This window comes from Bauldia litoralis (assembly GCF_900104485.1).
Taxonomy (GTDB): domain Bacteria; phylum Pseudomonadota; class Alphaproteobacteria; order Rhizobiales; family Kaistiaceae; genus Bauldia; species Bauldia litoralis.
The window spans coordinates 94,049-118,596 of record NZ_FMXQ01000001.1; the positions used below are offsets into that span (position 1 = coordinate 94,049).

Annotated in this window: 29 protein-coding genes and 1 other RNA gene; 18 read left to right on the plus strand and 12 right to left on the minus strand. The window is 66.1% G+C overall.

The genetic code is table 11. From position 1 onward, the window contains the following. Nucleotides 1–65: 65 nt before the first annotated feature. Nucleotides 66–1,073: a hypothetical protein gene (locus BLT60_RS00465; RefSeq protein ID WP_139167722.1), complete on the plus strand. Its 1,008-nt coding sequence runs from the start codon at nucleotides 66–68 to the stop codon at nucleotides 1,071–1,073. Between the two features lie 200 nt (nucleotides 1,074–1,273). Here BLT60_RS00465 and BLT60_RS00470 read toward each other — a convergent pair whose 3' ends face one another. The 5 genes from BLT60_RS00470 to BLT60_RS00485 all read right to left on the minus strand — a co-directional run bounded on the left by BLT60_RS00470 (nucleotide 1,274) and on the right by BLT60_RS00485 (nucleotide 3,637). Then, nucleotides 1,274–2,098 (minus strand): TIGR00282 family metallophosphoesterase, encoded by an 825-nt coding sequence (locus BLT60_RS00470; protein WP_090874257.1) that lies wholly within the window; start codon nucleotides 2,096–2,098, stop codon nucleotides 1,274–1,276. A 6-nt stretch (nucleotides 2,099–2,104) separates the two neighbouring features. Then, nucleotides 2,105–2,698 carry a 5-formyltetrahydrofolate cyclo-ligase gene (locus tag BLT60_RS00475; protein WP_090874258.1) on the minus strand — a complete coding sequence of 198 codons (594 nt, stop codon included), beginning with the start codon at nucleotides 2,696–2,698 and terminating at the stop codon, nucleotides 2,105–2,107. Between the two features lie 28 nt (nucleotides 2,699–2,726). Beyond that, nucleotides 2,727–2,882, minus strand: a non-coding RNA gene (ssrS, locus tag BLT60_RS25015) — 6S RNA. Between the two features lie 67 nt (nucleotides 2,883–2,949). Further along, nucleotides 2,950–3,330: a cell division protein ZapA gene (locus BLT60_RS00480; RefSeq protein ID WP_090874259.1), complete on the minus strand. Its 381-nt coding sequence runs from the start codon at nucleotides 3,328–3,330 to the stop codon at nucleotides 2,950–2,952. A 22-nt stretch (nucleotides 3,331–3,352) separates the two neighbouring features. Continuing rightward, complete coding sequence (locus BLT60_RS00485; RefSeq protein WP_090874260.1) at nucleotides 3,353–3,637, minus strand: DUF4164 domain-containing protein; 285 nt, start codon at nucleotides 3,635–3,637, stop codon at nucleotides 3,353–3,355. A gap of 331 nt (nucleotides 3,638–3,968) precedes the next feature. Between BLT60_RS00485 and tkt the strand changes: the two genes are divergently transcribed. The 11 genes from tkt (at nucleotide 3,969) to rpmE (ending at nucleotide 15,174) form a co-directional block, all read left to right on the plus strand. After that, nucleotides 3,969–5,963 carry a transketolase gene (gene tkt / locus BLT60_RS00490; protein ID WP_090874261.1) on the plus strand — a complete coding sequence of 665 codons (1,995 nt, stop codon included), beginning with the start codon at nucleotides 3,969–3,971 and terminating at the stop codon, nucleotides 5,961–5,963. 20 nt (nucleotides 5,964–5,983) lie between these two features. Beyond that, nucleotides 5,984–6,994, plus strand: a complete 1,011-nt coding sequence (gene gap, locus BLT60_RS00495) for a type I glyceraldehyde-3-phosphate dehydrogenase (protein ID WP_090874262.1) — start codon at nucleotides 5,984–5,986, stop codon at nucleotides 6,992–6,994. A gap of 16 nt (nucleotides 6,995–7,010) precedes the next feature. Continuing rightward, a complete protein-coding gene (locus tag BLT60_RS00500; RefSeq protein ID WP_090874263.1) occupies nucleotides 7,011–8,207 on the plus strand; it encodes a phosphoglycerate kinase in 1,197 nt (398 codons plus the stop codon). A 3-nt stretch (nucleotides 8,208–8,210) separates the two neighbouring features. Next, entirely contained in the window at nucleotides 8,211–8,693 is a 483-nt protein-coding gene (locus BLT60_RS00505; RefSeq protein WP_244521091.1) for a GNAT family N-acetyltransferase, read from the plus strand. Beyond that, a complete protein-coding gene (locus tag BLT60_RS00510) occupies nucleotides 8,677–9,708 on the plus strand; it encodes a class I fructose-bisphosphate aldolase (protein WP_090874264.1) in 1,032 nt (343 codons plus the stop codon). The genes BLT60_RS00505 and BLT60_RS00510 overlap by 17 nt, the downstream gene beginning before the upstream one ends. Nucleotides 9,709–9,826: 118 nt before the next feature. After that, the gene (locus BLT60_RS00515; protein WP_090874265.1) at nucleotides 9,827–10,471 is read left to right on the plus strand and encodes a thiamine phosphate synthase; all 645 of its coding nucleotides are present in this window, start codon (nucleotides 9,827–9,829) and stop codon (nucleotides 10,469–10,471) included. Continuing rightward, a complete protein-coding gene (locus BLT60_RS00520; RefSeq protein ID WP_090874266.1) occupies nucleotides 10,468–11,778 on the plus strand; it encodes a tetratricopeptide repeat protein in 1,311 nt (436 codons plus the stop codon). Before BLT60_RS00515 ends, BLT60_RS00520 begins: the two co-directional genes overlap by 4 nt. A 72-nt stretch (nucleotides 11,779–11,850) precedes the next feature. Continuing rightward, nucleotides 11,851–12,642, plus strand: a complete 792-nt coding sequence (locus BLT60_RS00525; protein WP_090874267.1) for an inositol monophosphatase family protein — start codon at nucleotides 11,851–11,853, stop codon at nucleotides 12,640–12,642. A gap of 231 nt (nucleotides 12,643–12,873) precedes the next feature. Beyond that, nucleotides 12,874–13,833 (plus strand): flagellar motor protein MotA, encoded by a 960-nt coding sequence (locus BLT60_RS00530; protein ID WP_090874268.1) that lies wholly within the window; start codon nucleotides 12,874–12,876, stop codon nucleotides 13,831–13,833. Continuing rightward, nucleotides 13,833–14,867, plus strand: a complete 1,035-nt coding sequence (locus tag BLT60_RS00535) for a peptidoglycan -binding protein (RefSeq protein WP_090874269.1) — start codon at nucleotides 13,833–13,835, stop codon at nucleotides 14,865–14,867. Before BLT60_RS00530 ends, BLT60_RS00535 begins: the two co-directional genes overlap by 1 nt. A gap of 82 nt (nucleotides 14,868–14,949) precedes the next feature. Further along, on the plus strand, nucleotides 14,950–15,174 hold the full coding sequence (rpmE, locus tag BLT60_RS00540; protein WP_090874270.1) for a 50S ribosomal protein L31: 225 nt from the start codon (nucleotides 14,950–14,952) through the stop codon (nucleotides 15,172–15,174). A 71-nt stretch (nucleotides 15,175–15,245) separates the two neighbouring features. On the opposite strand, the gene rcdA is transcribed toward rpmE, so the two are convergent. Both rcdA and BLT60_RS00550 read right to left on the minus strand, forming a co-directional pair. Further along, nucleotides 15,246–15,767, minus strand: a complete 522-nt coding sequence (rcdA, locus tag BLT60_RS00545; RefSeq protein WP_090874271.1) for a protease adaptor protein RcdA — start codon at nucleotides 15,765–15,767, stop codon at nucleotides 15,246–15,248. A gap of 327 nt (nucleotides 15,768–16,094) precedes the next feature. Beyond that, nucleotides 16,095–16,289: a DUF1192 domain-containing protein gene (locus BLT60_RS00550; protein ID WP_090874272.1), complete on the minus strand. Its 195-nt coding sequence runs from the start codon at nucleotides 16,287–16,289 to the stop codon at nucleotides 16,095–16,097. 125 nt (nucleotides 16,290–16,414) lie between these two features. On the opposite strand from BLT60_RS00550, the gene BLT60_RS00555 reads away from it, so the two are divergent. Both BLT60_RS00555 and BLT60_RS00560 read left to right on the plus strand, forming a co-directional pair. Further along, entirely contained in the window at nucleotides 16,415–17,425 is a 1,011-nt protein-coding gene (locus tag BLT60_RS00555; protein WP_090874273.1) for an NAD(P)H-quinone oxidoreductase, read from the plus strand. A 205-nt stretch (nucleotides 17,426–17,630) separates the two neighbouring features. Continuing rightward, nucleotides 17,631–18,341: a DUF1013 domain-containing protein gene (locus BLT60_RS00560; protein WP_090874274.1), complete on the plus strand. Its 711-nt coding sequence runs from the start codon at nucleotides 17,631–17,633 to the stop codon at nucleotides 18,339–18,341. A gap of 5 nt (nucleotides 18,342–18,346) precedes the next feature. Here BLT60_RS00560 and BLT60_RS00565 read toward each other — a convergent pair whose 3' ends face one another. The 3 genes from BLT60_RS00565 to BLT60_RS00575 form a co-directional block, all read right to left on the minus strand. Next, nucleotides 18,347–19,030, minus strand: coding sequence for a helix-turn-helix transcriptional regulator (locus BLT60_RS00565; RefSeq protein WP_090874275.1), 684 nt, complete (start codon nucleotides 19,028–19,030; stop codon nucleotides 18,347–18,349). Between the two features lie 4 nt (nucleotides 19,031–19,034). Further along, entirely contained in the window at nucleotides 19,035–19,409 is a 375-nt protein-coding gene (locus BLT60_RS00570; RefSeq protein ID WP_090874276.1) for a VOC family protein, read from the minus strand. Nucleotides 19,410–19,533: 124 nt separating this feature from the next. Continuing rightward, on the minus strand, nucleotides 19,534–20,319 hold the full coding sequence (locus BLT60_RS00575) for an SDR family NAD(P)-dependent oxidoreductase (protein WP_090874277.1): 786 nt from the start codon (nucleotides 20,317–20,319) through the stop codon (nucleotides 19,534–19,536). Nucleotides 20,320–20,439: 120 nt separating this feature from the next. Between BLT60_RS00575 and BLT60_RS00580 the strand changes: the two genes are divergently transcribed. Beyond that, nucleotides 20,440–21,192, plus strand: a complete 753-nt coding sequence (locus BLT60_RS00580; RefSeq protein WP_090874278.1) for a sulfite exporter TauE/SafE family protein — start codon at nucleotides 20,440–20,442, stop codon at nucleotides 21,190–21,192. Here BLT60_RS00580 and BLT60_RS00585 read toward each other — a convergent pair. Next, complete coding sequence (locus tag BLT60_RS00585; protein WP_090874279.1) at nucleotides 21,189–21,845, minus strand: MarC family protein; 657 nt, start codon at nucleotides 21,843–21,845, stop codon at nucleotides 21,189–21,191. The genes BLT60_RS00580 and BLT60_RS00585 overlap by 4 nt on opposite strands. A 181-nt stretch (nucleotides 21,846–22,026) precedes the next feature. Continuing rightward, nucleotides 22,027–22,374, minus strand: coding sequence for a YdcH family protein (locus BLT60_RS24975; RefSeq protein ID WP_342028551.1), 348 nt, complete (start codon nucleotides 22,372–22,374; stop codon nucleotides 22,027–22,029). A gap of 102 nt (nucleotides 22,375–22,476) precedes the next feature. Here BLT60_RS24975 and BLT60_RS00595 point away from each other — a divergent pair, with 102 nt between their 5' ends. From BLT60_RS00595 to BLT60_RS00605, 3 genes are all read left to right on the plus strand, one after another. Continuing rightward, nucleotides 22,477–22,683 carry a YdcH family protein gene (locus BLT60_RS00595; protein WP_175478284.1) on the plus strand — a complete coding sequence of 69 codons (207 nt, stop codon included), beginning with the start codon at nucleotides 22,477–22,479 and terminating at the stop codon, nucleotides 22,681–22,683. Between the two features lie 89 nt (nucleotides 22,684–22,772). Beyond that, the gene (gene purE, locus BLT60_RS00600) at nucleotides 22,773–23,270 is read left to right on the plus strand and encodes a 5-(carboxyamino)imidazole ribonucleotide mutase (protein ID WP_090874282.1); all 498 of its coding nucleotides are present in this window, start codon (nucleotides 22,773–22,775) and stop codon (nucleotides 23,268–23,270) included. Beyond that, complete coding sequence (locus BLT60_RS00605) at nucleotides 23,263–24,357, plus strand: 5-(carboxyamino)imidazole ribonucleotide synthase (protein ID WP_090874283.1); 1,095 nt, start codon at nucleotides 23,263–23,265, stop codon at nucleotides 24,355–24,357. Before purE ends, BLT60_RS00605 begins: the two co-directional genes overlap by 8 nt. Nucleotides 24,358–24,548: the final 191 nt, after the last annotated feature.

The window sequence follows — 24,548 nt, forward strand, 5'->3', positions numbered from 1 at the left end:
AGATGGTTGGCGCGCCCCTCGTCATCGGCGACACTGCCGCGACAGTCATCGGGGGGAAACGATCCATGCGCGGTTTGGCGATGAGACTGCTCGGCCCGTTGGCGGCGCTTGTGGCCATGGCGAGCGCCTCGGTCGGACAGGAATTGCGCTGCGAACCGGTCCCCGGCCGGAGCGCGGCCGGCCTTTCCGGCGAGGTGGCGGGCGCCAACGGGCTGGCCCTCCCCGTCGGCCCCGGCTACACGCTGGCGCTCCTGCCGGCGGCGGCGGGATGGGACCTGCGGGTCTTCGACCCCGGCGGCATCGACCTCAGCCAGATCACGCCGCCGCTCCACGGGCCGAACGCGCGCCAGATCTACGGCTGGCACTTCCGCAACGCCGACAATACCGGGCCGAATGACGGCAGCGTCAACGCGCCCCAGCACCTTCGCCTGTTTCTCTTCGAGCCGAACCTGACCGGCACGGCCGGCATCAAGCCCTCCGGCGAGATCACGCCGGACGACGCCGAGAAGGCTGGCGGGCGCGGCTGGCTGCGCCTCCTCGACATCGGGCTTGCCGATCTCGACCCCAGCCAGCAGGCGCGCATGACCTACCTGAAGTTCGAGGCCTGCCTGACCTGGCCGTCGAACCTCGACATGGTGCCGATCGAAGAGGTCGTCACGACGGAACTCATCGAGCGGTTCGGCGCCTGCGGCCTGCCGACCGACCTCGCGCTGGAGCCCTTTCTCAACACCGCTTCGCTCGAGGGCGATTTCGATGGCGACGGGTCGCTGGACATCGCCGCGCCGGTCGCCCGCGAGGGCGATGGCAAGCGCGCCGTCGCCGTCTGCCGCGCTGGAACATGGCTGGATATCGTTGGCCTCGATGGCGAGATGGGCGAACTGGTGCCGGCCTATTTCGACCACATCGACTGGTGGGGAATCCACCCTGCGGACACGTCCGTCGGCACCGGGGCGACCGGCGAGCCGGTCCCGACGCTGCACGGCGACGGGATCGTCATCGGCAAGGAGGATTCGTCGAGCGTGCTGTTCTTCTGGACGCCTGACGGCTACGCTTCCTACTGGCAGGGGGATTGAGGCCCGCGGCTCATTGGCGTGTGTTGGTGCGTCCTTCGAGGCTCCGCTGCGCGGAGCACCTCAGGATGGTCCGCGTTGAGGAAATCCCGAGAAGAGGCTTCCGGCCTCCCATCGATCGATCGCATCGGGAAACCACCCCGCAATACTGAGGTGCGCGCAACGCGCGCCTCGAAGCACGCACCACGCCGAGGCACCGGCGCTCAGTCGACCCAGAAGGACGGGATCGTCTCCGCCAGCATACCGCCCTGCCGGAAAGGCGCGACGGCAATGGCGAGTCCGGTGGTGTCGTCGACCTCGACGGCCAGTCCGGCAAGCGTTGCCTCGCCCTTTGCCGCCGAGAAGCGCTCGCCCGGCACCTTGGTGAGGAAGCGGCGCACCGGCTCCTCCTTGTCCATGCCGATGACCGAGTCGTAGTCGCCGCACATGCCGACATCGGTCTGGAACGCGGTGCCGCGCGTCAGCACCCGGTAGTCGGAGGTCGGGACATGGGTATGGGTGCCGACGAGCAGGGTCGCCCGGCCGTCGACATAATGCGCCGCCGCCTGCTTCTCGCTCGACGCCTCGGCGTGAAAGTCGATGATCACCGCGTCGGCCTGCTCGCCGAGCGGGCATGCCGCCAGTTCGGCGTCGATCGCCGCGAAGGGGTCGTCGAGCGCATCCATGAACACCCGGCCCATGACGTTGATCACCAGGACGCGGGCGCCGTTGCGCGCGGTGTATAGGCCCGATCCCTTGCCCGGTGTTCCGGGCGGGTAATTCGTCGGCCTGAGGAATCGATCCTGCCGTTCGGCGAAGACCAGCGCCTCACGCTGGTCGAAGGCATGATTGCCGGTGGTCACGACATCGGCCCCGGCGTCGAGGATCGCCATGTGGATGTCCTCGGTGATCCCGAAACCGCCGGCCGCATTCTCACCGTTGACGATGACGAAATCGAGCCGGCGATCGGCGACGAGGCCGGGCAGCCGATCGACCACCGCGTTCCGTCCGCTACGCCCTACGATGTCGCCGAGAAACAGAAGTCGCATGTCACCTCACGCCGCATGGTCGCGAAAGTCGAGGACCTCGCTGTCGCTGACCAGCCAATCGAGCCTCACGTCATGCGTTTCGGCGGGAATGCGGTCAACCTCCTGAACCGAGAAAGCGAGCCCGATCAGCAGCGGCCGATGTCCCGCCTTGCGCATGGCGGCGATCGTGCGGTCGTAGTGGCCCTTGCCGTAGCCGATCCGCGAGCCGGACCGGTCGAAGGCCGCGAGTGGCACCAGCATCACGTCGGGCTGGACCGCCGGCGCATCGGCGTGCGGCTCGCGGGTGCCGAAACCGGCGGCGACCAGCGCATCGCCATCGCGATAGCGACGGAAGACCATCGTCACCGGATCGAGGAAAGCCGGCAATGCGATGGCAGCCCCTTTCGACCGGGCATGGGTCAGGATCGGGCCGGGATCGCACTCGCTGCGGATCGGCAGGAAGCCGGAGACGCAATCGAAATGCAGCGGCGCCAGGAGAGCGATCGCGCCTTCGGCGATCGCCGCGGAACCGGCGCTTCGCGCCTCCGGCGAGAGATCGTCTCGCCGCGCTAGGGCCGTGGCGCGCAGGGACGATTTGGGTGTCGCGGAAGTGACCAGCATGGATCCGTTGTGGCGAACGGGAAGAGAGAGCGAGGCCGCAAAGCCGGTGGAGTATCGAATCCCGGAGACCTACAGAGTAGGTGGGCGCCGTATACGCGAGCCCACGAGCCCGCACAGGGACAGCTCCCTTTAGGATTGATAAGGCCCCGGGGAATGCTTCTCCTGCCGGGCCCCACAGCCTCGCCGATTAGAGATATAGAGCCGGGCACCGGCCAGCGCCAGAGGCAATGGAAACGGCGCGGCCGCGGCGGTCAGCCGCTCCCTTCGAGAGGATCGGTGCCATTCAGGCGGCCGGCGATCGCTTCGAGGCGATCGGTCAGCGTATCGATCGACTGCGCCAGTTCGGCTTCGGCCAGTTCCTGGCGCTCGACCAGTGCGGCCCGCGCCTCCTCAAGCCCGGCGATCTCGCCCTCGACATGGCGCAGCCGCTTCTCGGTCTCGGCATACTGGTCGGCCATGGTGATCGCCGCCATCACGGTCAGCCGCTGGTCGCCGATTTCGCCGAACTGCCCGCGCAGCAGCTCGATCGTCTCGCTGAGCTGCTGGCCGAGATTCGACAGATGCTCTTCCTGGCCGTCGTCGCAGGCCATGCGGAAAGTCTTGCCGTTGATGGTGACGTTGACCTGGCCCATCGCTCATTCCCCCGCCATGCGGTCAGCCGCCGCCGTTGCGGTTAAGGACCTCCCGGATCGACTCCATCGCGTCGACGAGCCGCCGGGAGACTTCCTGGTTGGCGTCGGCGATACGGCCCGAGCGCGCCTCGGCCGCATCGAGCGATTGGGCGAGCCGCGACCGGTCGTTGCCGACCCGGTGCAATTCGCTCTCCAGATCGGAAACGCGATCGGCATGATCTAGCCGCTGATCCACCGCGCTTTCGACACGGCCGAGCACTGCTTCCATGCGCCGCAGAGCATCGTCCAGAACTGACCCACCGGGCATACGGTTGTCCTCCGGGACCCTACAATTGACGAAGCGCACCGTCTCCGCTGAAGACCGGCGCATTGGACACGGCTCGAGAGAATCGAAGGCCTGCCAATGCATTGCATGAAAGAGATTAGGCATCACCCGAAGAAAACGTCAACGCCGGGGCAGCAGGGCCGGGCCATTGCCGCCATGTGGCACCGCGGGGGCCCGCATTGACTCGCCGAATCGACCTGCTATGTCTCGCCCCGGCTTCGCGCGCACCGGTCGATGATCGATGTCATCGATTACAAACCGGGCCGACGGACCGCCGCATATTCCTGCCCCGGCACCGGATCGACATCTGACCATGACCGACCTCGTCAAACACCAACGTATGGCGAACGCGATCCGCGCGCTTGCCATGGATGCGGTAGAAAAAGCCAATTCCGGCCATCCCGGATTGCCGATGGGCGCGGCCGATATCGCCACGGTTCTGTTCAGCCGCTTCCTGAAGTTCGATCCGACCGAGCCCAACTGGCCCGACCGCGACCGCTTCGTGCTGTCGGCCGGCCATGGCTCGATGCTGCTCTATTCGCTGCTCCACCTCCTCGGCGTCGAGGAGATGACGATGACGGAGCTCGAGAATTTCCGTCAGCTCGGCTCGAAGACGCCGGGCCATCCCGAGAATTTCGTCACCACCGGCATCGAGACGACCACCGGCCCGCTTGGCCAGGGTCTCGGCAACGCCGTTGGCATGGCGATGGCCGAGCGCCTTCTCGCGGCCGAATTCGGCGACGACATCGTCGACCACCGGACCTACGTCATCGCGTCCGACGGCGACCTGATGGAAGGCATCAGCCACGAGTCGATCTCGATCGCCGGCCATCTCAAGCTGTCCAAGCTGATCGTCTTCTACGACGACAACCACATCACCATCGACGGCCCGACATCGCTGTCCGAGACCGGCGACCAGGTTGCCCGTTTCGAGGCCGCCGGCTGGAACGCCTCGCGGATCGACGGGCACAATCCCGACGAGATCGCCGCGGCGGTCGAGGCCGCGCACAAGAGCGACAGGCCGACAATGATCGCCTGCCGGACGACCATCGGCTTCGGCGCGCCGACCAAGGCCGGGACCGCCGGCTCGCACGGTTCGCCGCTCGGCGCCGAGGAAATCGCCGGCGCCCGCAAGCAGCTTGGCTGGGACTACCCGCCCTTCGAGATCCCCTCCGACGTCCGCGACAGCTGGCGGATCGCCGGCCTGATGGCGAGCCAGGTCCGCAAGGACTGGGAGAAGCATCTCGGCAGCATCGACGCCGAGAAGCGGGCCGAATTCGAACGGCGCATCCGCGGCGACCTGCCGGCCGGCTTCGACGAGACGATCGCCGACTACAAGAAGAAGCTGTCGGCCGACAAGCCGAAGGTTGCCACCCGCAAGGCTTCCGAGATGGCGCTGGACGTCATCAATGCCGCCGTTCCCGAGACCATCGGCGGCTCGGCCGACCTCAGCCCGTCGAACAACACCCGCTCGAAGGGCATGGTCGCGGTGACGCCGGAAGATTTCTCCGGCCGCTACATTCACTGGGGCATCCGCGAACACGGCATGGCTTCGGCGATGAACGGCATGGCCCTTCATCGCGGCGTGATCCCCTATTCGGGCACCTTCATGGTGTTCAGCGACTACGCCCGCCCGGCGATCCGCCTCGCGGCACTGATGGGCAACCGCGTCGTCTTCGTCATGACCCACGATTCGATTGGCCTCGGCGAGGACGGACCGACCCACCAGCCGGTCGAGCAACTGGCGGCGCTGCGCGCCATCCCGAACCTGCTGGTCTTCCGGCCCGCCGATGTGGTCGAGACGGCGGAGTGCTGGCAACTATCGCTCGAACGCCGCACCGGCCCGAGCCTCCTCGCCCTCACCCGCCAGAACCTGCCGACGGTGCGGACCGTCTTCGAACACAACAACCGCTGCAGCCGTGGCGCCTATGAGCTGGCGCCCGCCGACGGCGACGCGGACGTGTCGATCTTCGCCAGCGGCTCCGAGGTCGAGATCGCTCTTGAGGCAAAGGCGCAGATCGAAGCCGCAGGCCACAAGGCGCGCGTCGTCTCGGTCCCCTGCTTCGAGTTGTTCGAGGAACAGAGCGAGGACTACCAGGCCGACATCCTCGGAACCGCGCCGGTCAAGGTCGCGATCGAGGCGGCGATCCGCCAGGGCTGGGATCGCTTCATCGGCAATCGCGGCGTCTTCATCGGCATGGACCGGTTCGGCGCCAGCGGGCCGTATAAGGAACTTTACGCCAAGTTTGGCATCACCGCGGAAGCGGCGGCAAAGGCGGCACTGGACCGACTTACCGCGCTTGCCTGATCAGGACTGGAGATAGGGAAATGAGCGTCAGGGTTGCCATCAACGGGTTCGGGCGCATCGGACGCCTCGTTCTGCGGGCCATCGTCGAGTCCGGCCGCACCGACATCGAAGTCGTCGGCGTCAACGACCTCGGTCCGATCGAGACCAACGCCCATCTTCTCCGCCACGATTCCGTCCACGGCAAGTTCCCGCACACGGTCACGGTCGACGGCGACACGATGGACGCCGGTCGCGGGCCGATCAAGGTCACCGCCATCCGCAATCCGGCCGAGCTCCCCTGGAAGGAGCTCAATGTCGACATCGCGCTGGAATGCACCGGCATCTTCACCACGAAGGAGAAGGCTTCGGCCCATCTCGAAGCCGGCGCTCGCAAGGTGCTGATTTCCGCGCCTGGCACCGACGTCGACCAGACGATCGTCTACGGCGTCAACGACGACAAGCTGACCAAGGACGACATCATCGTTTCCAATGCGTCCTGCACGACCAACTGCCTCGCCCCGGTCGCCTTCGTCATCAACAACGCCATTGGCATCGACCACGGCTTCATGACGACGATCCATTCCTACACCGGCGACCAGCCGACGCTCGACACGATGCACAAGGATCTCTATCGGGCCCGCGCCGCGGCGCTCAACTCGATCCCGACCTCGACCGGCGCGGCCAAGGCGATCGGCCTGGTCATTCCGGAGTTGAAGGGCAAGCTCGACGGCAGCTCGATCCGCGTCCCGACGCCGAACGTCTCGCTGGTCGACTTCAAGTTCGTCGCGAAGCGCGCAACGACCGTCGACGAAGTCAGCAAGGCGATCAAGGACGCGGCGACCGCCGGTCCGCTGAAGGGTGTCCTCGGCTTTACCGAGGAGCCGCTGGTCTCGTCGGACTTCAACCACGACCCCCACTCCTCGATCTTCGCCATCGACCAGACCAAGGTGATCGCGGACAACTTCGTCCGCGTGGTTTCCTGGTACGACAACGAGTGGGGCTTCTCCAATCGCATGGCCGACACCGCCATCGCGATGAGCAAGCTCGGCTAGACCTTCGGGAGTCACCATGACCGCCTTTCGCACGCTTGATGACGCCGACCTTGCCGGCAAGCGGGTCCTCGTCCGCGTCGATCTCAACGTGCCGATGGCGGATGGAAAGGTAAGCGACGACACGCGCATTCGTGCCGTCGCCCCGACCATCAACGAAATCGCCGACAAGGGCGGGCGGGTGATCCTGCTCGCCCATTTCGGACGCCCCAAGGGACAGCCCAACGACGCGATGTCGCTGAAGCACATCGTGACGGCAGTCGGCGCGGTCATCGGCCGTCCTGTCGCCTTCGCCGACGACTGCATCGGCGCCGATGCCGAGGCGGCGGTCGCCGGGATGCAGGACGGCGATGTCCTGCTCCTCGAGAACACGCGCTTCCACGCCGGCGAGGAAAAGAACGACGAAGCGTTCGCCGCCGCCCTCGCCAAACTCGGCGACCTCTATGTCAACGACGCCTTCTCAGCCGCCCATCGCGCCCATGGCTCGACCGAGGGCATCGCCCGCAAGCTGCCGGCCTATGCCGGCCGGTCGATGCAGCGCGAACTGGAAGCGCTGGAATCGGCGCTTGGCAAGCCGGAGCGGCCGGTCGTCGCTGTCATCGGCGGCGCCAAGGTATCGAGCAAGATCGACGTCCTCGAAAACCTCTCGTCCAATGTCGACGCGCTGGTGATCGGCGGCGGCATGGCCAACACCTTCCTGCTGGCCAAGGGCGTCGCGGTCGGCAAGTCGCTGGCCGAGCCAGACCTGGTCGAGACAGCCCGACGGATCATGGCCGCGGCCGACAAGTCGGGCTGCGCCATCGTGCTGCCGGTCGATGTCGTCGTCGCCAGCGAATTCAAGGCCGGCGCGGCAAGCCGTACCGTTGATGCGAATGCGGTGCCGGACGATCAGATGATCCTCGATATCGGCCCGCAGTCGATCGCCACCGTCAACGGCTGGATCGACAAGGCGAAGACCCTCGTCTGGAACGGCCCGCTCGGCGCCTTTGAGGTGCCGCCCTTTGACACGGCGACGGTCGCCGCGGCCAAGCACGCAGCCGAACGCACCAGGACCGCCGGGCTGAACTCGGTGGCCGGCGGCGGCGAAACGGTCTCGGCGCTCCACCTTGCCGGGGCCTCCGACGATTTCTCCTTCGTCTCGACGGCTGGCGGCGCCTTCCTCGAATGGCTCGAGGGCAAGCCGCTCCCCGGCGTCGACGTCCTTCGGCAAGGCTGACCCTTGTCCGGACCGGAGGTCAGTATCCGGTCGCTGTCGTCGCGCGAGCGTCCCGAATGGGAGCCGCTGTGGCAGGGCTACCTGTCCTTCTACAAGGCGTCGCAGCCGCCGGAAGCGACCAACGTCCTCTGGACCCGACTGCACGACCCGGCCGAGCCCATGCATGCGCTTGGCGCCTGGGTCGACGACACGTTGCTCGGCATCACCCACTACCTCTTTCATCGCTCTTTCTGGACGGTCGGCGACTACTGCTACCTGCAGGACCTCTTCGTCGCCCCGGAGGCGCGCGGGCGCGGCCTTGGGCGTTCCCTGATCGAGGCGGTGGGGGACAAGGCCCTTGAGGCCGGTGCGAACCGGGTCTATTGGCTCACCCACGAAGACAACCACGCTGCGCGCGCCCTTTATGACAAGGTGGCGGCGCGGCCCGGCTTCATCCAGTATCGAAGACTGCTCCAGGAGGAAAACAGGCATGGCCGAGAGACTTGAAGACATCGCCGCGCGCATGGTCGCGAAGGGCAAGGGCCTGCTGGCCGCCGACGAAAGCACCGGAACCATCGGCAAGCGGTTCAAGGCGATCGGCCTCGAGTCCACCGCCGACAGCCGGCGCGACTATCGCGAGATGCTGTTCCGCACCGACGAGGCGATGCGCAACTATGTTTCCGGCGTCATCCTCTACGACGAGACGATTCGCCAGAAGGCGGCGGACGGGACGCCGCTGGTCAAGCTGATCGAGGCCGCGGGCGCCGTCCCCGGCATCAAGGTCGATACCGGCGCCAAGCCGCTCGCCCTCAGGCCTGGCGAAACGGTGACCGAAGGCCTCGACGGCCTGCGCGAGCGACTGGCCGAGTATTACGAGATCGGCGCGCGCTTCGCCAAATGGCGGGCGGTGATCGATATCGGACCGGGCCGGCCGAGCCACGACTGCATCAACGCCAATGCCCATGCCCTGGCCCGCTACGCTGCGCTGTGCCAGGAGGCCGGGATCGTGCCGATCGTCGAGCCCGAGGTGATGATGGACGGACCGGACGCCGACCACGACATCGACACCTGCTACAAGATCACCGAATGGACCCTGAAGACAGTCTTCCAGGAACTCTACTATGCCGGCGTCAGCCTCGAGGGCATGGTCCTGAAGCCGAACATGGTCGTCCCCGGCAGCAAGAGCCAGAAGGCCGCCTCGCCTGAGGAAGTCGCCGAGAAGACCGTGCGGGTTCTCAAGAACTGCGTCCCGAGCGCGGTTCCGGGGATCGCCTTCCTCTCCGGCGGACAGAGCGAAGTGGCCGCGACCCAGCACCTTTCGCTGATCAACCAGCTCGGTCCCCTGCCCTGGGCGGTGACCTTCTCCTACGGCCGCGCCCTGCAGGCGGCGGCGCTGGAAACCTGGGCGGGCAAGCCCGAAAACGTTGCCGCGGCCGAGCGCGCGCTGCTGCACCGGGCCCATATGAACAGCCTGGCGGCGACCGGCGCCTGGACGACCGACCTGGAGAAAAAGGCCGCCTGACTTCCGCGCATCGCGATTTTGGTTCTATATTGGCCGCAATCGATGCAGAGCGGTCGATTTTGGCCGCATTGCACCGGCATGTGGGGCCGCGGACGGTGAGAGAACCGCGGATTCTGTGATGCCTGATGCCGACGAAAACCGGTGCCGCCTTTGTCTCGTGACGACGGCGGACACCAACATTGCCGATTTCCGGCCGCTGCTTGATGCGGCGCTGGGCGGAGGTGATGTTGCCTCGCTCATCATCACCGGTGACGGCAACGACCTTCAGGCGATCGCCGAAGCGCTGGTGCCGATCGCCCAGGCCCATGACGTGGCGGCGCTGGTGCTCAACGACACCCGCATCGCCGGCCGCGCCAGGGCCGATGGCGTCCATGTCGACACCGGTCCGGCCGACCTGCAGGCGGCAATCGACGCCTTCCATCCCGACAAGCTGGTCGGCGCCGGCGGTCCGCGGACCCGGCACGACGCCATGGTCGCCGGCGAGGCGGACCCCGACTACATCTTCTTCGGCCGGCTCGACGGCGACAACAAGGACGGCATCTTTCCCAAGGCGCTGAACCTTGCGACGTGGTGGTCGTCGGTCTTCGTCATCCCCGCGATGGTGATGGGTGGTGGCAGCATCAATTCGGTCACCGAGGCCGCCGGGGCCGGCATCGAATTCGTTGCGTTGCGCGACGCAGTGTGGCGGCATCCGGACGGCCCGGCCGCCGCCGTCAGCGAAGCCAACCGCCTGCTCGACGCCGTGAGGCGGGAGGCGGCATGAGGCGGGCGCCCTCCGTCCTTCTCGCCGTGCTCGGCATGTCGGGCGGCGCGCTGGCACAGGAGCCGATCGTCCTGACGCCGCCGGGTGCCGGCGGCCCACCCGTCGTGGCCGAGCCGGTCCCGATCGCCCCTGCCCCCGCCGCACCGGTCGCCGTGTTGCCCCCCGCCTCCCAGATCCCCCTGCCGACACCAAGACCCGGTCGCGACCCGGACGTGGCGAGCACCGCCGACCTGCCACCGCTTCCGGCGGTGGAGGCGTTGCCGCAACCGGACGACCTGCAGCAGCCACTCGCCCAGGACCTGACGCCCCCGACGCCAGCGACGCTGCCATCAGTCGCCTTTGAAAACGCTTCGCCCGAGCCCATTCCCGACCCGGCGGATCTTGGCGTGGCAGCCGCCCCTCCGCTCCAGCCGGTGGCCAGCGAGTTGCCGGACGATGTCGACCTCGCCGCGCTCAGCCCCGAGCCGGCGGATACCGAAGGACCGGACCTGGCCTATGGCGCTTTCCAGCGCGGCCTCTACCTGACCGCCTTCGATCTCGCGATCCGGCGCGCCGAGGCCGGCGACGTTGCCGCCCAGACGCTGATTGGCCTGATCTACGAAGGCGGCTACGGCATCCCGCAGAGCTTCCCCGACGCGGTCAACTGGTACAAGCTGGCCGCGGACGCCAACGATCGCGAAGCGCAATTCGCCCTCGGCATCATGTACCTGCAGGGACGCGGCACGCCGATCGATCGCGCCAAGGCAGCCGAGTATCTTGAGAAAGCCGCGCTGCAGGGCCAGACCGACGCGATCTACAATGTCGGACTGCTTTATCTCGAGGGCTCGGTGCGCCCGCCGAATCCGAAGCTTGCCGCGCAATATATCGAGAGCGCCGCTCGGGCCGAGAACGGCGACGCCCAGTATACGCTGGCGCAACTCTATTCGCAGGGCATCGGCGTGCCCCCGAACCAGACGCTCGCGACCCAGTGGCTCGGCTCGGCGGCGAAGCTCGGGATCGTCCCGGCGCAGGTCGAATACGCGATCCGCCTGTTCAACGGCCGGGGCATCGCCAAGGACGAGACCGCGGGTGCGCAATGGCTGGAGCGGGCGGCCAATGCCGGCGACGCGATCGCCCAGAACCGCCTGGCGCGAATCCTCGCCGCCGGTATCGGCGAGACCGCCGCCCCTGTCGAAGCCGCCAAATGGCATTTCCTTGCCGTTGAGGCCGGCAAGGACGACGAATGGCTCGACACCTTTGTCGACGGGCTGAGCGGCGAACAGAAGCAGGCGGCGCTGGCTGCCGCGCAGCGCTGGCCCGCCAACTGACGCCGGCGGCTTGAATCGGCTCCGAAAGTATGGTCGACAAGCGCTCGCCGCACTCCGCGGCAGGAGATCCTCATGGCACGCACGGCGCTGCTCAACGTCATGGTCAACGCCGTCCTCAAGGCCGGTCGTGGTCTTGCGCGCGATTTCGGCGAGGTCGAGAACCTTCAGGTCTCCCTGAAGGGCCCCGGCGATTTCGTATCCGCCGCCGACCGTCGTGCGGAAGAGACCCTGATTGCCGAACTGCGCAAGGCGCGGCCCGGCTATTCCTTCCTCGCTGAGGAATCCGGCGTCACCGAAGGCTCCGACAACGTCCACCGCTGGATCATCGACCCGCTCGACGGCACGACGAATTTCCTTCACGGCAATCCGATCTTCGCCATCTCGGTCGGCCTCGAACGCGAGGGGACCATGGTCGCCGGCGTCATCTACAATCCGATCCTGAATGAGTTGTACGTGGCCGAGCGCGGCAGCGGCGCCTTTCTCAACGACCGCCGGCTCCGCGTCGCCAACCGCAGCCACCTTGCCGACTGCGTCATCGCCTCCGGCATTCCGCAGCTCAACCGGCCGGGACAGCCCGAATATCTCAAGGAACTCTCCACGGTGATCGGCCAGGTCGCCGGCGTCCGGTGCAACGGCTCGGCCGCCATGGATCTCGCCTGGACCGCCTCCGGCCGCTTCGACGGCTACTGGCAGCGCGGATTGTCGCCCTGGGATGTCGCCGGCGGCATCGTCATCGCCCGCGAGGCGGGCGTGATGGTCTCCGACCAGGCCGGCGGCGAGAATGTGCTCGAAAGCGGCTCGATCCTCGCCGCCAACGAGACGATCCATCGCCGGATGATCGAACTGCTCGACGCATCACGCTGACGTCGTCACCGTCGACGCCAGTGACAAACTAGCCGAATCGACTCCGATCCGGCACTTTCTTCCCTGTTTCAGAGCGGTCGCCGCTATTTTGCCGTTTCTCTCTGTTGGCAAATCACGTTAAGAATCGTGGCGACCGAGAAAGGGCTTGGAAACTTGCGTCTGTTTGGAGGAGGCCGCGCGCGCGAGTACGATCCGTACAAGCTCGCCACCCCACAGATTTACCTTTGGCGGATGATCATCTTCTTGATCATCTCGGGTTTCATCGCGCTGATTCTCTACCGTCAGGTCTACACCGCCTTTCTCGCCAACCCCGGCCTGAACGGTGTGATCGTCGCGGTGCTGATCATCGGCATCCTGCTTGGATTCCGCCAGGTGCTGAGGCTGTTTCCCGAGATACGCTGGGTCAACACCTTCCGCGTCGCCGAGCCCGGCATCGAGGTCGATCGCGCGCCAATCCTGCTGGCGCCGATGGCGACGTTGCTCGGCGATCGCATCGGCCGCATGGCGATCTCCACCCAGACGATGCGGTCGATCCTCGATTCGATCCTCATGCGCCTCGACGAGGATCGCGACATGTCGCGCTACCTCGTCAGCCTGCTGATTTTCCTCGGCCTGCTCGGCACCTTCTGGGGCCTGCTGCAGACAGTGGCCGCCGTCGCCGGCACGATCCAGAACCTCGATGTCTCATCCGGCAATACCGGCGTCATCTTCGAGGATCTCAAGGCGGGCCTGACCGAACCGCTCGGCGGCATGGGCACGGCCTTCTCGTCGTCCCTCTTCGGCCTCGCCGGCTCGCTGGTTCTCGGCTTCCTCGACCTGCAGGCCGGGCAGGCGCAGAACATGTTCTACAACGACCTCGAAGACTGGCTGTCGACCGTCACCGACCTCGATCCGGAACTGCTCGACAGCCGCGGCGGCACCTCGGCGGAGGATTTCCGCATCGCCATCGACCGGTTGACGCGGATCATCCAGGAAGGCGGCGTCGCACAACAGGACGGCGGCTCGACCCAGCGGGCGACGACCGCCATGGCCAACCTCGCCGAAGGCATCCAGGGCCTCGTCCAGCACATGCGGACGGAGCAGCAGGTCATCAGGAGCTGGGTCGAAACGCAATCCGAACAGCAGCGCGACATGCAGCAGCTTCTCGAGACGATCTCACGGGCGCTCCAGAACCCCGCGGCAGGTGAGTAATGGCCGCCGCCCGGTCGAGACGCGTTGCCGCGCGGACGGAATACTGGCCGAGCTTCGTCGACGTTCTGACGAACCTGCTCCTGGTCTTCGTCTTCCTGCTGTCGATCTTCGCCCTGGTGCAGTTCCTGCTCACCCGCGAGGTCTCCAGTCGCGACGAGGTGCTGTTGCGGCTGAACGCCCAGATCGCGGAACTGACCGAACTGCTCGCCCTTGAGCGCGCCGGCCAGAGCGAGACCACCGACAACCTAGCCAACCTCGCCGCCAGCCTGAGCGCCGCGGAATCGGAACGGGACCGCCTGCGCGGCCTGCTCGACAGCCAGTCCGATGCCGCGCTCAACGCCGGCGACCGGGTCGCCCAGTTGACCGAGGACCTCAAGGCCGAATCCCAGGTCAGCCAGCGGGCGCTGGCCCAGGTCGAACTGCTCAACCAGCAGATATCGGCCTTGCGGCGCCAGATCGCCGCGCTCGAAGTCGCCCTCGACGCGTCGGAGGATCGCGACAAGGAAAGCCAGACCAAGATCGCCGACCTCGGACGCCGGCTGAACGTGGCGTTGGCGCAGCGCGTCCAGGAGCTGTCGCGCTACCGCTCCGACTTCTTTGGCCGCCTGCGCGAGATTCTCGGCGATCGGCCGGACATCCGCATCGTCGGCGACCGCTTCGTCTTCCAGTCGGAGGTCTTCTTTCAGACCGGCTCGGAGGAGATCGGCGCCGAGGGCGTCGCCGAACTCGACAAGCTGGCGGCGGCGATCGTCGAATTGAGCCAGGAGATCCCGGAAGATATTCCGTGGGTGCTGCGGATCGACGGCCACACCGACAAGCGGCCGATCACCAGCACCACCGGGCGCTTCCAGTCCAACTGGGACCTGTCCGCCGGCCGCGCCATCTCGGTCGTCCGCCACCTGATCGACGAAGGCATCCCGCCCGAGCGGCTGGTCGCCGCCGGCTTCGGCGAATTCCAGCCGATCGAGGAAGGCGACACCGAAGAAGCCTACGCCAAGAACCGGCGCATCGAGCTGAAACTGACCGAACGCTAGACGCGCGGCGCCGGCTCGGCTATATCCACGCCCAACCCGGCGCGCGTTCCGTGCGCGCCCCCAGGATTCCAAGGGCTACGTCATGAAGAAAGACATCCATCCCGAGTATCACGAGATCAAGGTCGTGATGACCGACGGGACCGAATACGTCACCCGCTCCACCTTCGGCGCCACCGGTGACACCCTCACCCTCGATATCGACCCGAAGACGCACCCGGCCTGGACCGGCGGCGGCCAGCACCTGACCGACCGTGGCGGTCGCGTCTCGCGGTTCAAGAACCGCTACAAGGGTCTGATGGGCAACTGAAGCAGCGCTTCACTTCCCGGGAAATCGACAAGGGGCCCGCCAGACGGGCCCTTTTTCGTTTGGAGACCGGCCTACTTGGCGGCGCCGCCAAAGGCCTGGGCGATCTGGTCGATCTGCCGGGCGACCGGATTTTCAACGGAAACCGGCGGTTCGACCGAGGCGTCCGCCCTGTCGATCATGCGGATCCGCTCCCGCAGGCTGAGCGACCGCAAGATCAGGGACCTGAGCTGCTCCGGCAGTTCGTCCCAGCTCGGGCCTTCCGTGGCAGTCGCCAGGCCGCCAAGCTTGATCTTGGCTTTCTCCAGGCTCGCCTGCTCGGGCGGCATCTCGCCGTCATTGACGGCGCGCTGCAGCAAGAGCCACGACGCCAGTTGCATCAGGCGCGTGGTCAGCCGCATGGATTCGGTCGCATAGCCAAGCGAGGCCGACCTCGGAAGGCTGCGAGACTCGGTCCTGCCATCGCCGTCGAGATACGTGGCCGTTTCCTCGACCAGCGTCATGCCTTCGCGGAAAAGACCACGGAAGACTTCCGGGGCGACGAGCCGCCGGGCAAACACGATCGGTTGATTGGTCTCGGTTCTTTCGTCAGCCATGTCTTGATTGATCTCGTCCAGCCCCAAACGGTGCCGTCCCCGTTTGGGACGGACACATTAGCACGCCGCAAGCCTCATGCCGAAGCGTTGCGCAAGGAACGTGGGGAGAAGACAAAAAAAGAGCCGCTCGTGGCGGCTCTGAAGAGTTTAACAGGGAGGCGTCAAACAGAGTGGACAGGAGCCACTCGAATCCAGATGACTGGATGAGCCTTAGTTAAGACCTGTAAAGCTTAAGGAACCCTTAATCGGTTAACGGAATCTCGCCATCGGGGCGACGGTCGTCCCGGTAGTGTTTCATATCGGGACCCCCTTGAGGCGCGAGAACCGCTATTTCTTGAAGAAAGATGCCGCGGCGTCGGCACTGGCCCGCTTGGCTTCGATCGCCGCCTCGATACGGGTAACCTCCTCCCTGAGGAGGACCACCCGCTCCGCCAGTTCGTCGAGGGACAGCGTCGCCAGGTCCTCGCCGACGATGTGCCCGGCCGGCTTTTTCGGGGGCGCGCTATCCTCGGGCATCGTCATCGGGCAATCCTCGTTCTTCGCCAGAAGCTAATCCACGATAGCCGGATTGTCATCGTCGGGGGTAACCGCTAGATCGGGCTGCCGGCCCGGATGCGGACCGATGCGACCGACAAGGATTTTGACCCATGGCCCCACTCCCCGAGACGATGACCGCCATGGTGATCCGGGCCCCGGGCGGCCCGGAGATGCTCGTCGCGGAACAGCGCCCCCTGCCAAGGCTCGGTGACGGCGAGATCCTGGTGAAGGTCCGGGCAGCTGGGGTCAACCGCCCCGACATCATGCAGCGTCGCGGCCAGTACCCGCCGCCGCCCGGCGCGCCCGCCGATATCCCGGGCCTTGAGGTCGCCGGCGAGGTCGCCGCGCTCGGCCACGGCGTGACGCGGTTCGCGCTCGGCGACGCCGTTTGCGCCCTGTTGCCCGGCGGCGGATATGCCGAGTTCGCCAAGGTCCACGAGTCGAATGCCTTGCCGGCGCCGAAGCGCCTGTCGATCAGCGAGGCGGCGGCGGTGCCGGAGACCTTCTTCACCATCTGGCCGAGCATTATGGAACGCGGCCAGCTATCCCTCGGCGACACGATCCTGATCCATGGCGGCACCTCCGGCATCGGCACCAGCGCCATCCAGCTCGCCCGGGTCGCCGGCGCCCGGGTGATCACCACCTCGGGCAGCGACGAGAAATGCCAGGCCTGCCGGGAACTCGGCGCCGACGTGGCGATCAACTACAAGACCGAGGATTTCGTCGAGGTCGTCAAGCGCGTCACCGAAGGCGCCGGCGCAAACGTCATCCTCGACATGGTCGGCGGCGACTACGTCAACCGCAACTACGAGGCAGCGGCCGTCGAGGCGCGGATCGTCCAGATCGCCGTCCAGCGCGGAGCGAAGGCGGAGGTCGACGTCCGCCGCCTGATGATGAAGCGTCTGTGGCATACGGGATCCACCCTCCGGCCGCAGTCCATCGCCTTCAAGGCGCGGATCGCCTCGACCCTGCACGAAAAGCTCTGGCCCCTGTTCGAAGCGCGCAAGATCACGCCGATCATCGGCTCGACCTATCCGCTCGCCCGCGCCGCCGATGCCCATTTCCGCATGGACGCCGGCGACCACATCGGCCGCATCGTGCTGACGGTCACCGAGGACTAGCGTCGGGACTGGCTGTACGGGCGAGCCGATCCGCCGGATTCCACGGCGGCCAGGCACGCCGGACGGCCGTGGAAATAGCGCCGGAAGCCTGAGACACGCATTGCGCCGGCTGCCATCGCGGCCTATATAGGCGGCTATCCCCATCACCCGATTGTGGACAATCGCTTTGCCGTTCGACTCGCGGCGGAGCAGCCGGGAGAGGTTTATGAGCACGCCATTGATGCCCAAGGCCACCGCCGTGTGGCTGGTCGACAACACGTCGCTGTCGTTCGATCAAATCGCTGATTTCTGCAAGCTCCACCCGCTTGAGGTTGGCGCCATTGCCGACGGCGAATCCGCGATCACGATCAAGGGCGTCGATCCGATGCTGACCGGCCAGTTGACCCGCGAGGAAATCGAAAAGGCCCAGGCCGACCCGGCCCACCGCCTGAAGATGGCCGACAGCAAGGTCCGCGTGCCGGTCGCCAAGCGGCGCGGCCCGCGCTACACGCCGGTTTCGCGCCGCCAGGATCGGCCCAATGCCATCCTCTGGCTGTTGCGCAATCACGAAGAGCTCAAGGATGCGCAGATCATGCGGCTGGTCGGCACGACCAAGCCGACCATCGACGCGATCCGCAACCGGACCCACTGGAACGCCAATAACCTGGCGCCGATGGATCCGGTGACGCTCGGGCTCTGCGCCCAGATCGATCTTGATTTCGAGGTCGAGAAGGCCGCCAAGCTGGCGCCGCCGAAGCCCGAGAGCGAGGTCGGCGCAACGCTGATCTCGGCCAGCGAAACCGCGACGCCCGCATCGCTGGCAACGCCGCCTTCATCGGCGCCCGATGCCGAGCGCGAGGCCGTGGCCGAGGCCGACGCCGTCTTCGCCAAGCTCAAGTCGATGAAGAGCGCCGAACCGGACGCCGAGGACGACTGAGGCGATCAGGGAGCACAGGTGACGCGGGCGAGGTAGTCTTCCAGCGTCCGCCCACCGACCTTGGGATATCGGTCTTCCGCCAGACAGAGCCGCTCGGCCCGGTCGACCCGGAATGTCCTGAAATCCTCCCTGAGTTCGCACCACGCGGCAAGCGTCCAGACCTTCCCCCAGAAATGCAGCGCCAGCGGCCAGACAATCCGCTGGGTGTCGCCGCCGTCGGCATCGCGATAGGCAAAATTGACCTTGAGCCGCTCGTCGATCGCCTTGGCGAAATCGTCGAGATTGCGCCGCTCGTCTTCCTGGACCCGGAACCCGGTGGCGAAGATCGGGACGCGTTCCGCCTCGCGCATGCGTTCGGACGGCACCACGGCGCCGATCTTGACCAGCGCTTCGGTCGCCGCCGCGGCCAGTGACCGGCCGGCCCAGGCCTCGACCATGCGCGCCCCGACGATCAGCGATTCGATCTCCGCCGGCAGGAACATCAGCGGCGGGAGATGGTACCCCGGCCGCAGCAGGTAGCCGACGCCGGCCGCGCCATCGATGGGCACGCCCGACGCCTGCAGGTCGCGGATGTCGCGATAGACCGTGCGGACCGACACTTCGAGCTGCGTCGCCAGGCGGTTCGCGGTAACCAGGCGGCTGCCGCGAAGCTGCTGGATGATCTCGAAGAGCCGGTCGGCGCGGCGCATCGGGTCAGCGACCGAAAAGGCCGACGCTGTTGCCGTCCGGATCGAGGCAATAGGCGAAGCGGCCAGCCGGGATCGTGATCACGTCGCTGAGCACCTCGCCGCCATTGTCGCGAACGCGTCCCAGCGCATCCTCGAGCGAATCCGAGATAGCCAGGTGGATCGTGTTGCCGCTGCCGGAACCGGCGGATTTGCCGGGGTAGAGATGGCCGGCGACCCCAGAGTCCTCACGCGCGGGAAAGACCGCCATCGGGTTGGGGCCGGTGTCGTCACGCTTCAGTTCGGTCTGCAGCACGGTGTTATAAAAGGCTGTGGCGCGATCCATGTCGGTGACCGGAATCTCGAACCACACGGCGACATTGGTGGGGGTCTGCGTTGTCATGACGGTGTCTCCTCGGGGTTGTGACATCGCCAATCTGTCACACCCCTCCTGACAGCATTCTGTCAGGAGCCTGTCGCAAGAAGAAGGGCCGTGCCGGGCCAGCCCACCGCCGGGTCCTGAAGCCTTATTCCTTGACCGGGACCGTGTAATTCAGGGGCAGCCGGCCCCCATCGGCATAGATCGTCTGCCCGGTCACATAACTCGCCTCGTCCGAAGCAAGGAAAGCGGCGATCGCCGCGATTTCCTGCGGATCGCCGATCCGCCCCAGCGGCGTCCGCGACAGGATCTTCCCGCGCTGTTCGGGGTCGGTGATGACCGAGTCGAGCATCTCGGTGGCAATCGAGCCAGGACCAATGGCATTGACCCGGATGCCATGCGGCGCCAGCGACAGGGCCATGACGCGGGTAAGCTGGTTGAGGCCGCCCTTCGACACCGAATAAGGCACCTGGTTGGCGATCGCGAACACCGCGTTCACCGACGAGAGATTGACGATCGACCCGGGCCGACCGCCGGCCTCGATCCGCTCGACCATATGCCGCGCCGCAGCCTGGGAGCACAGGAACGCACCCTTGAGGTTGACGCGGAGCACCCGGTCGAAGTCCTCCTCGTCGATCTTGAGGAAATCCCCCGCTGCGAGAATCCCCGCATTGTTGACCAGCACGTCGATATCGCCGAACGCCTCGATGGTGGCGGCGATCATGTTGCGCACGTCGAGACGCTCGCCGACATCGCATTCGGAATAGCGGACCGGACCGAACACCGAGAGCTCCTCCGCCGCCCGCGGGCCGGCGGTATCGTCGATATCGGCAATGACGACGCGGGCGCCTTCGTCGAGGAAACGCCGGGCAATGGCATAGCCTATGCCACGGGCGCCACCGGTAACGATGGCGACCTTGTTCTCGAGCAACATGGACGTCTCTCCTGCTTCCACTGACGAATGCATCCTAGCGCGGTTGTGGCGCCGGTGGGGCTGGGCGTATGATGATGTTTCGTCCTCCCTGCCCCGCCGCCCCTCTCCAACGCGCGACCGATGATCTCAGATCCCTGGTTCTATGCTGCCGCCGTACCGGCGATGATCGTCCTTGGCCTGTCCAAGGGCGGGTTCAGCGTCATCGGCATGTTGACGGTGCCGCTGCTGTCGATCGCCATCTCGCCGGTCCAGGCAGCGGGAATAACCCTGCCGATCCTGATCCTCAGCGACGTGGTGGCCGTCTCCTCCTACTGGCGTCAATGGGACAAGGGGGTGCTTGCGGTCATGCTGCCGGGCGCCCTTGTCGGAATCCTCATCGGCTGGCTGACGGCGGCCTGGGTGAGCGAGGGCATGATCCGGCTGATCGTCGGTGTCGTCGCCGTCGCCTTCGCGCTGAACTACTGGCTCCGTCACCGGCGGCAGGCCGAAGCGAGCGCGCCAAACGCGGCCAAGGGCGCCTTCTTCGGCATGATCACCGGTTTCGCCAGCTTTGTCAGCCACGCCGGCGGGCCGCCCTACCAGGTCTATGCCGCGCCGCTACGGCTGCCACCGCGGATATTCGCCGGAACCGCGGTCATCTTCTTCGCCACGGTCAACACCATCAAGCTGGTTCCGTATTTCTTCCTCGGCCAGTTCCAGCAGGAAAACCTGCTGACCTCCGCCATCCTGCTGCCGATCTCGATCCCGGCGACTATTCTCGGGGTCTGGCTGGTCAAGCGCATCGATCCCAAGACGTTCTACGAACTGATCTACAGCTTCATTTTCGTCGTCGGCGTCTTCCTGGTCGGTCAGAGCATCTACGGGATGGTCTAGATCAGCCCCTGCTGGCTGACGGAACTGATCTGGAAGAATTCCGCGATCGCGACGAGCACGCTGTCGACCGCCACCGCGGCCAGGATCAGGCCCATGATCCGGCTGAGAACGCTGACCCCGGCATCGCCGATGATCCTGACTATCGGCTTGGCGGCGAAGAGCAGCGCCAGCGTCACGCCGAGGAGCAGCCAGATCACGCCGAGGTCGATGGCCGTTTCGGTCAGGGTCAGGGTGTGGGAATCGTTGAGCAGAACTGCGCCGAGCATCGCACCGGGACTGGCGATCGCCGGGATGGCCAACGGAAAGACCGCGATGCTGCGGGCCCGCTCCAGCGTCGCCACCTCCTCCTTTTCCTGCTCGGCCTTCGGCGGTCCGAAGATCATCGTCAGGGCGAAGAGGAACAGGACGATACCGCCCGCAATCTGAAAGCTCGCGATCGGGATGCCGAGGAGCTTCAGCAGCAGGCTGCCGCCGATCAGGAAGCCGGTGAGGATGACGCCGGCGGTCAAAACCGCGCGCACCGCGATCATCGAGCGATGCTCGGGCTTCATATGCGCGGTGACCATGAGGAAGATCGGCAGCGTGCCGATCGGATCGATCAGCACATACATCATCACGACTTCGTTGATGATGGTCTGTAGCGTCGTGCCCATCCCGCCTCCGTCACGATTTCCCCGTCGGGCGACTCAATCGCCCGAGGGTTCAAACAATGACGGAAAACGCCATTTCTTCATAGCCGCCGGAAACGGCTGTGATCGATGACGCTGCCAGCCGACCGGATCGCGATGGGCGCCTTTGCTGCTGGCGCCCGCTCGCGACGCCGGTTGGGCTCGTCTAATGCATCCGTTCGGACGACAGCCGGCTGATTTCGTCCTTCAACTGAAGCTTCCGCTTCTTCATCGCGGCGATGGTGAGATCGTCCGAGGCGGGATGATTTACCGCGTCCTCGATTTGCTTCTCCAGCGCCTGATGGCGGCGCTCAAGTTCCACCAGATGCGAGTTCAGGGTCATCAGCAAAGGCCTCCTGTTGACCGAGTCACCGTGGCAGTCTGGCACAGCCCCCGAAACCTGTCGATCAGGCCAAAAGTGTTGCTGCGCCGCAATATTCGACCTTTCCACGCGTTCCTCGTTAGTCTTATTTGCGGTCTCGGAACGGACTTTCAAGGCCTTTTCGACGGTCATCGTTGGGCTGGCCGTGGTTCGTGTTATGATGCCCAAACATCGAAGTCGTCGGCCGGGCGACCGGCACCCTGGGGAGACGGAATGCAGTCGGGCGATCGCCGCGTGTCGTCGGAAGAAGAAGAAGAAATCCGGAATCAACTGGCGGATTTGCGCCAGGAGCACCGCGACCTCGACGCCGCGATCGACACCATGGTCGCCAGCGGCTCTCCCGACACGATCCGCATCCAGAGGCTCAAGAAGCGGAAGCTCGTGCTCAAGGACCGGATTGCCAGCCTGGAGGATCGGCTGCTCCCCGACATCATCGCCTGATCATCCGCCCACCGCATCTTCTTGCGGAGCCCTAGCCGGTCCCTATAATCCGGCACGTCCCGTCACCCGTTGAAACGGATACCTTTTTCATGATCGAGCCGACGCCGCCCGTCGCCATCATCATGGGCAGCCAGTCGGACTGGAACACGATGCGGCACGCTGCCGACACGCTTGATTCCCTCGACATTGCCCATGACGACCGGATTATTTCCGCCCACCGCACGCCGGACCGGATGATCACCTTCTGCAAGGGCGCCCGCCGCGCCGGCTACAAGGTGATCATTGCCGGTGCCGGGGGCGCCGCCCATCTGCCGGGCATGTGCGCATCGCTCACCCCGCTGCCGGTCTTCGGCGTTCCGGTCGAATCGAAGGCCCTTGGCGGCCAGGACAGCCTGCTGTCGATCGTCCAGATGCCGGCCGGCATCCCCGTCGGCACCCTCGCCATCGGCCGCTCGGGCGCGATCAACGCAGCACTTCTGGCAACCTCGGTCCTGGCATTGTGGGACGACGATATCGCCAGCCGCCTCGATGGATGGCGGATGGCCCAGTCGGCGGCGGTCGACGAGCGGCCCATCGACGATGAGTGAGGAACCGCCGATCAAGCCAGGCATGATCGTCGGAATCCTTGGCGGCGGGCAGCTCGGCCGCATGCTCGCGCTCGCTGCGGCCGAACTCGGCCTCTCCTGCCATATCTATTGCCCCGATACGAAGAGCCCCGCCTTCGCCGTTTCGGCAGCCCGCACCATTGCCCCCTATGACGACGAGTCGGCGCTTGCCGCCTTCGCCGGCGCGGTAGACGTCGTCACCTTCGAGTTCGAGAATATCCCGGTCGAGACCCTCCGCTTCCTGGCGGAGAAGGTTACGGTCTTCCCCGGTCCCGGGTCGCTCGCCCCGACGCAGGACCGTCTCACCGAGAAGACCCTGATCACCGACCTCGGCATTCCCGTCCCCGCCTTCGCGGTGGTCGCCGAGCAGGCCGATATCTATTCGGCGCTGGCCAGGACCGGCCGTCCGGCCATCCTCAAGACACGCCGCCTCGGCTATGACGGCAAGGGCCAGGCGGCGATCCGCGCCGGCGACGATCCGGTCGGGGCCTGGCGGGTGATCGGTCAGGCGCCGGCGGTCCTCGAATCCCTCGTCCCCTTCGAACGCGAGGTCTCGGTCATCCTGGCGCGCGGCCGCGACGGCGCGACGGCTGCCTATGACGTCGTCGAGAACGTCCACAAGGACGGCATTCTCTCGACATCCACGGTACCGGCTTCGATTCCGGCCGAACTCACCGGTGAAGCGGTCTCGATCGCCCAGCGGATTGCGGACGCCCTCGACCATGTCGGCGTGCTGGCGGTCGAGATGTTCGTCATGTCCGGCGGCGGCCCGCGCCTGCTGGTCAACGAGATTGCGCCGCGGGTCCACAATTCCGGTCACTGGACGACGGACGCCTGCCTGTGCTCGCAGTTCGAGCAGCACATCCGCGCCATTGCCGGGTGGCCGCTGGGCAGCGTCGAGCGCCATAGCGACGCGGTGATGACCAACCTGATCGGCGACGCGGTTTCGGAGTGGCCAGTTCTAGCCGCCGAGGCCGGCGCCCGGCCCCATCTCTATGGCAAGGCGGAAGCGCGGCCGGGGCGGAAAATGGGCCACGTCAATCGCATCACGCCGCGGTCGTCATCCTGACGAGCGTTTTTGACAGTCTCGGTGCGCTTCTGATAAAGCACACGCCCCATTTGGTCCTGGCGGAATGGGGCCGATCCGGTGATCGACCGTCGGATGCCGGCATGATGGGCCGACGCCCTCAAATCGCCGGTTTTCAACGCTTGGCTACAGGTTAGTGTAAGCAGAATCGGCGGGCGCCTTCCGGGCAGGGG

What these genes read in the sequence shown, in the direction of transcription:
- BLT60_RS00465 (WP_139167722.1), top strand. Translation starts at nt 66, where the DNA reads ATGCGCGGTTTGGCGATGAGACTGCTCGGCCCGTTGGCGGCGCTTGTG.
- BLT60_RS00470 (WP_090874257.1), bottom strand. Translation starts at nt 2,098, where the DNA reads ATGCGACTTCTGTTTCTCGGCGACATCGTAGGGCGTAGCGGACGGAAC.
- BLT60_RS00475 (WP_090874258.1), bottom strand. Translation starts at nt 2,698, where the DNA reads ATGCTGGTCACTTCCGCGACACCCAAATCGTCCCTGCGCGCCACGGCC.
- BLT60_RS00480 (WP_090874259.1), bottom strand. Translation starts at nt 3,330, where the DNA reads ATGGGCCAGGTCAACGTCACCATCAACGGCAAGACTTTCCGCATGGCC.
- BLT60_RS00485 (WP_090874260.1), bottom strand. Translation starts at nt 3,637, where the DNA reads ATGCCCGGTGGGTCAGTTCTGGACGATGCTCTGCGGCGCATGGAAGCA.
- tkt (WP_090874261.1), top strand. Translation starts at nt 3,969, where the DNA reads ATGACCGACCTCGTCAAACACCAACGTATGGCGAACGCGATCCGCGCG.
- gap (WP_090874262.1), top strand. Translation starts at nt 5,984, where the DNA reads ATGAGCGTCAGGGTTGCCATCAACGGGTTCGGGCGCATCGGACGCCTC.
- BLT60_RS00500 (WP_090874263.1), top strand. Translation starts at nt 7,011, where the DNA reads ATGACCGCCTTTCGCACGCTTGATGACGCCGACCTTGCCGGCAAGCGG.
- BLT60_RS00510 (WP_090874264.1), top strand. Translation starts at nt 8,677, where the DNA reads ATGGCCGAGAGACTTGAAGACATCGCCGCGCGCATGGTCGCGAAGGGC.
- BLT60_RS00515 (WP_090874265.1), top strand. Translation starts at nt 9,827, where the DNA reads ATGCCTGATGCCGACGAAAACCGGTGCCGCCTTTGTCTCGTGACGACG.
- BLT60_RS00520 (WP_090874266.1), top strand. Translation starts at nt 10,468, where the DNA reads ATGAGGCGGGCGCCCTCCGTCCTTCTCGCCGTGCTCGGCATGTCGGGC.
- BLT60_RS00525 (WP_090874267.1), top strand. Translation starts at nt 11,851, where the DNA reads ATGGCACGCACGGCGCTGCTCAACGTCATGGTCAACGCCGTCCTCAAG.
- BLT60_RS00530 (WP_090874268.1), top strand. Translation starts at nt 12,874, where the DNA reads ATGATCATCTTCTTGATCATCTCGGGTTTCATCGCGCTGATTCTCTAC.
- BLT60_RS00535 (WP_090874269.1), top strand. Translation starts at nt 13,833, where the DNA reads ATGGCCGCCGCCCGGTCGAGACGCGTTGCCGCGCGGACGGAATACTGG.
- rpmE (WP_090874270.1), top strand. Translation starts at nt 14,950, where the DNA reads ATGAAGAAAGACATCCATCCCGAGTATCACGAGATCAAGGTCGTGATG.
- rcdA (WP_090874271.1), bottom strand. Translation starts at nt 15,767, where the DNA reads ATGGCTGACGAAAGAACCGAGACCAATCAACCGATCGTGTTTGCCCGG.
- BLT60_RS00550 (WP_090874272.1), bottom strand. Translation starts at nt 16,289, where the DNA reads ATGACGATGCCCGAGGATAGCGCGCCCCCGAAAAAGCCGGCCGGGCAC.
- BLT60_RS00555 (WP_090874273.1), top strand. Translation starts at nt 16,415, where the DNA reads ATGGCCCCACTCCCCGAGACGATGACCGCCATGGTGATCCGGGCCCCG.
- BLT60_RS00560 (WP_090874274.1), top strand. Translation starts at nt 17,631, where the DNA reads ATGAGCACGCCATTGATGCCCAAGGCCACCGCCGTGTGGCTGGTCGAC.
- BLT60_RS00565 (WP_090874275.1), bottom strand. Translation starts at nt 19,030, where the DNA reads ATGCGCCGCGCCGACCGGCTCTTCGAGATCATCCAGCAGCTTCGCGGC.
- BLT60_RS00570 (WP_090874276.1), bottom strand. Translation starts at nt 19,409, where the DNA reads ATGACAACGCAGACCCCCACCAATGTCGCCGTGTGGTTCGAGATTCCG.
- BLT60_RS00575 (WP_090874277.1), bottom strand. Translation starts at nt 20,319, where the DNA reads ATGTTGCTCGAGAACAAGGTCGCCATCGTTACCGGTGGCGCCCGTGGC.
- BLT60_RS00580 (WP_090874278.1), top strand. Translation starts at nt 20,440, where the DNA reads ATGATCTCAGATCCCTGGTTCTATGCTGCCGCCGTACCGGCGATGATC.
- BLT60_RS00585 (WP_090874279.1), bottom strand. Translation starts at nt 21,845, where the DNA reads ATGGGCACGACGCTACAGACCATCATCAACGAAGTCGTGATGATGTAT.
- BLT60_RS24975 (WP_342028551.1), bottom strand. Translation starts at nt 22,374, where the DNA reads ATGACCGTCGAAAAGGCCTTGAAAGTCCGTTCCGAGACCGCAAATAAG.
- purE (WP_090874282.1), top strand. Translation starts at nt 22,773, where the DNA reads ATGATCGAGCCGACGCCGCCCGTCGCCATCATCATGGGCAGCCAGTCG.
- BLT60_RS00605 (WP_090874283.1), top strand. Translation starts at nt 23,263, where the DNA reads ATGAGTGAGGAACCGCCGATCAAGCCAGGCATGATCGTCGGAATCCTT.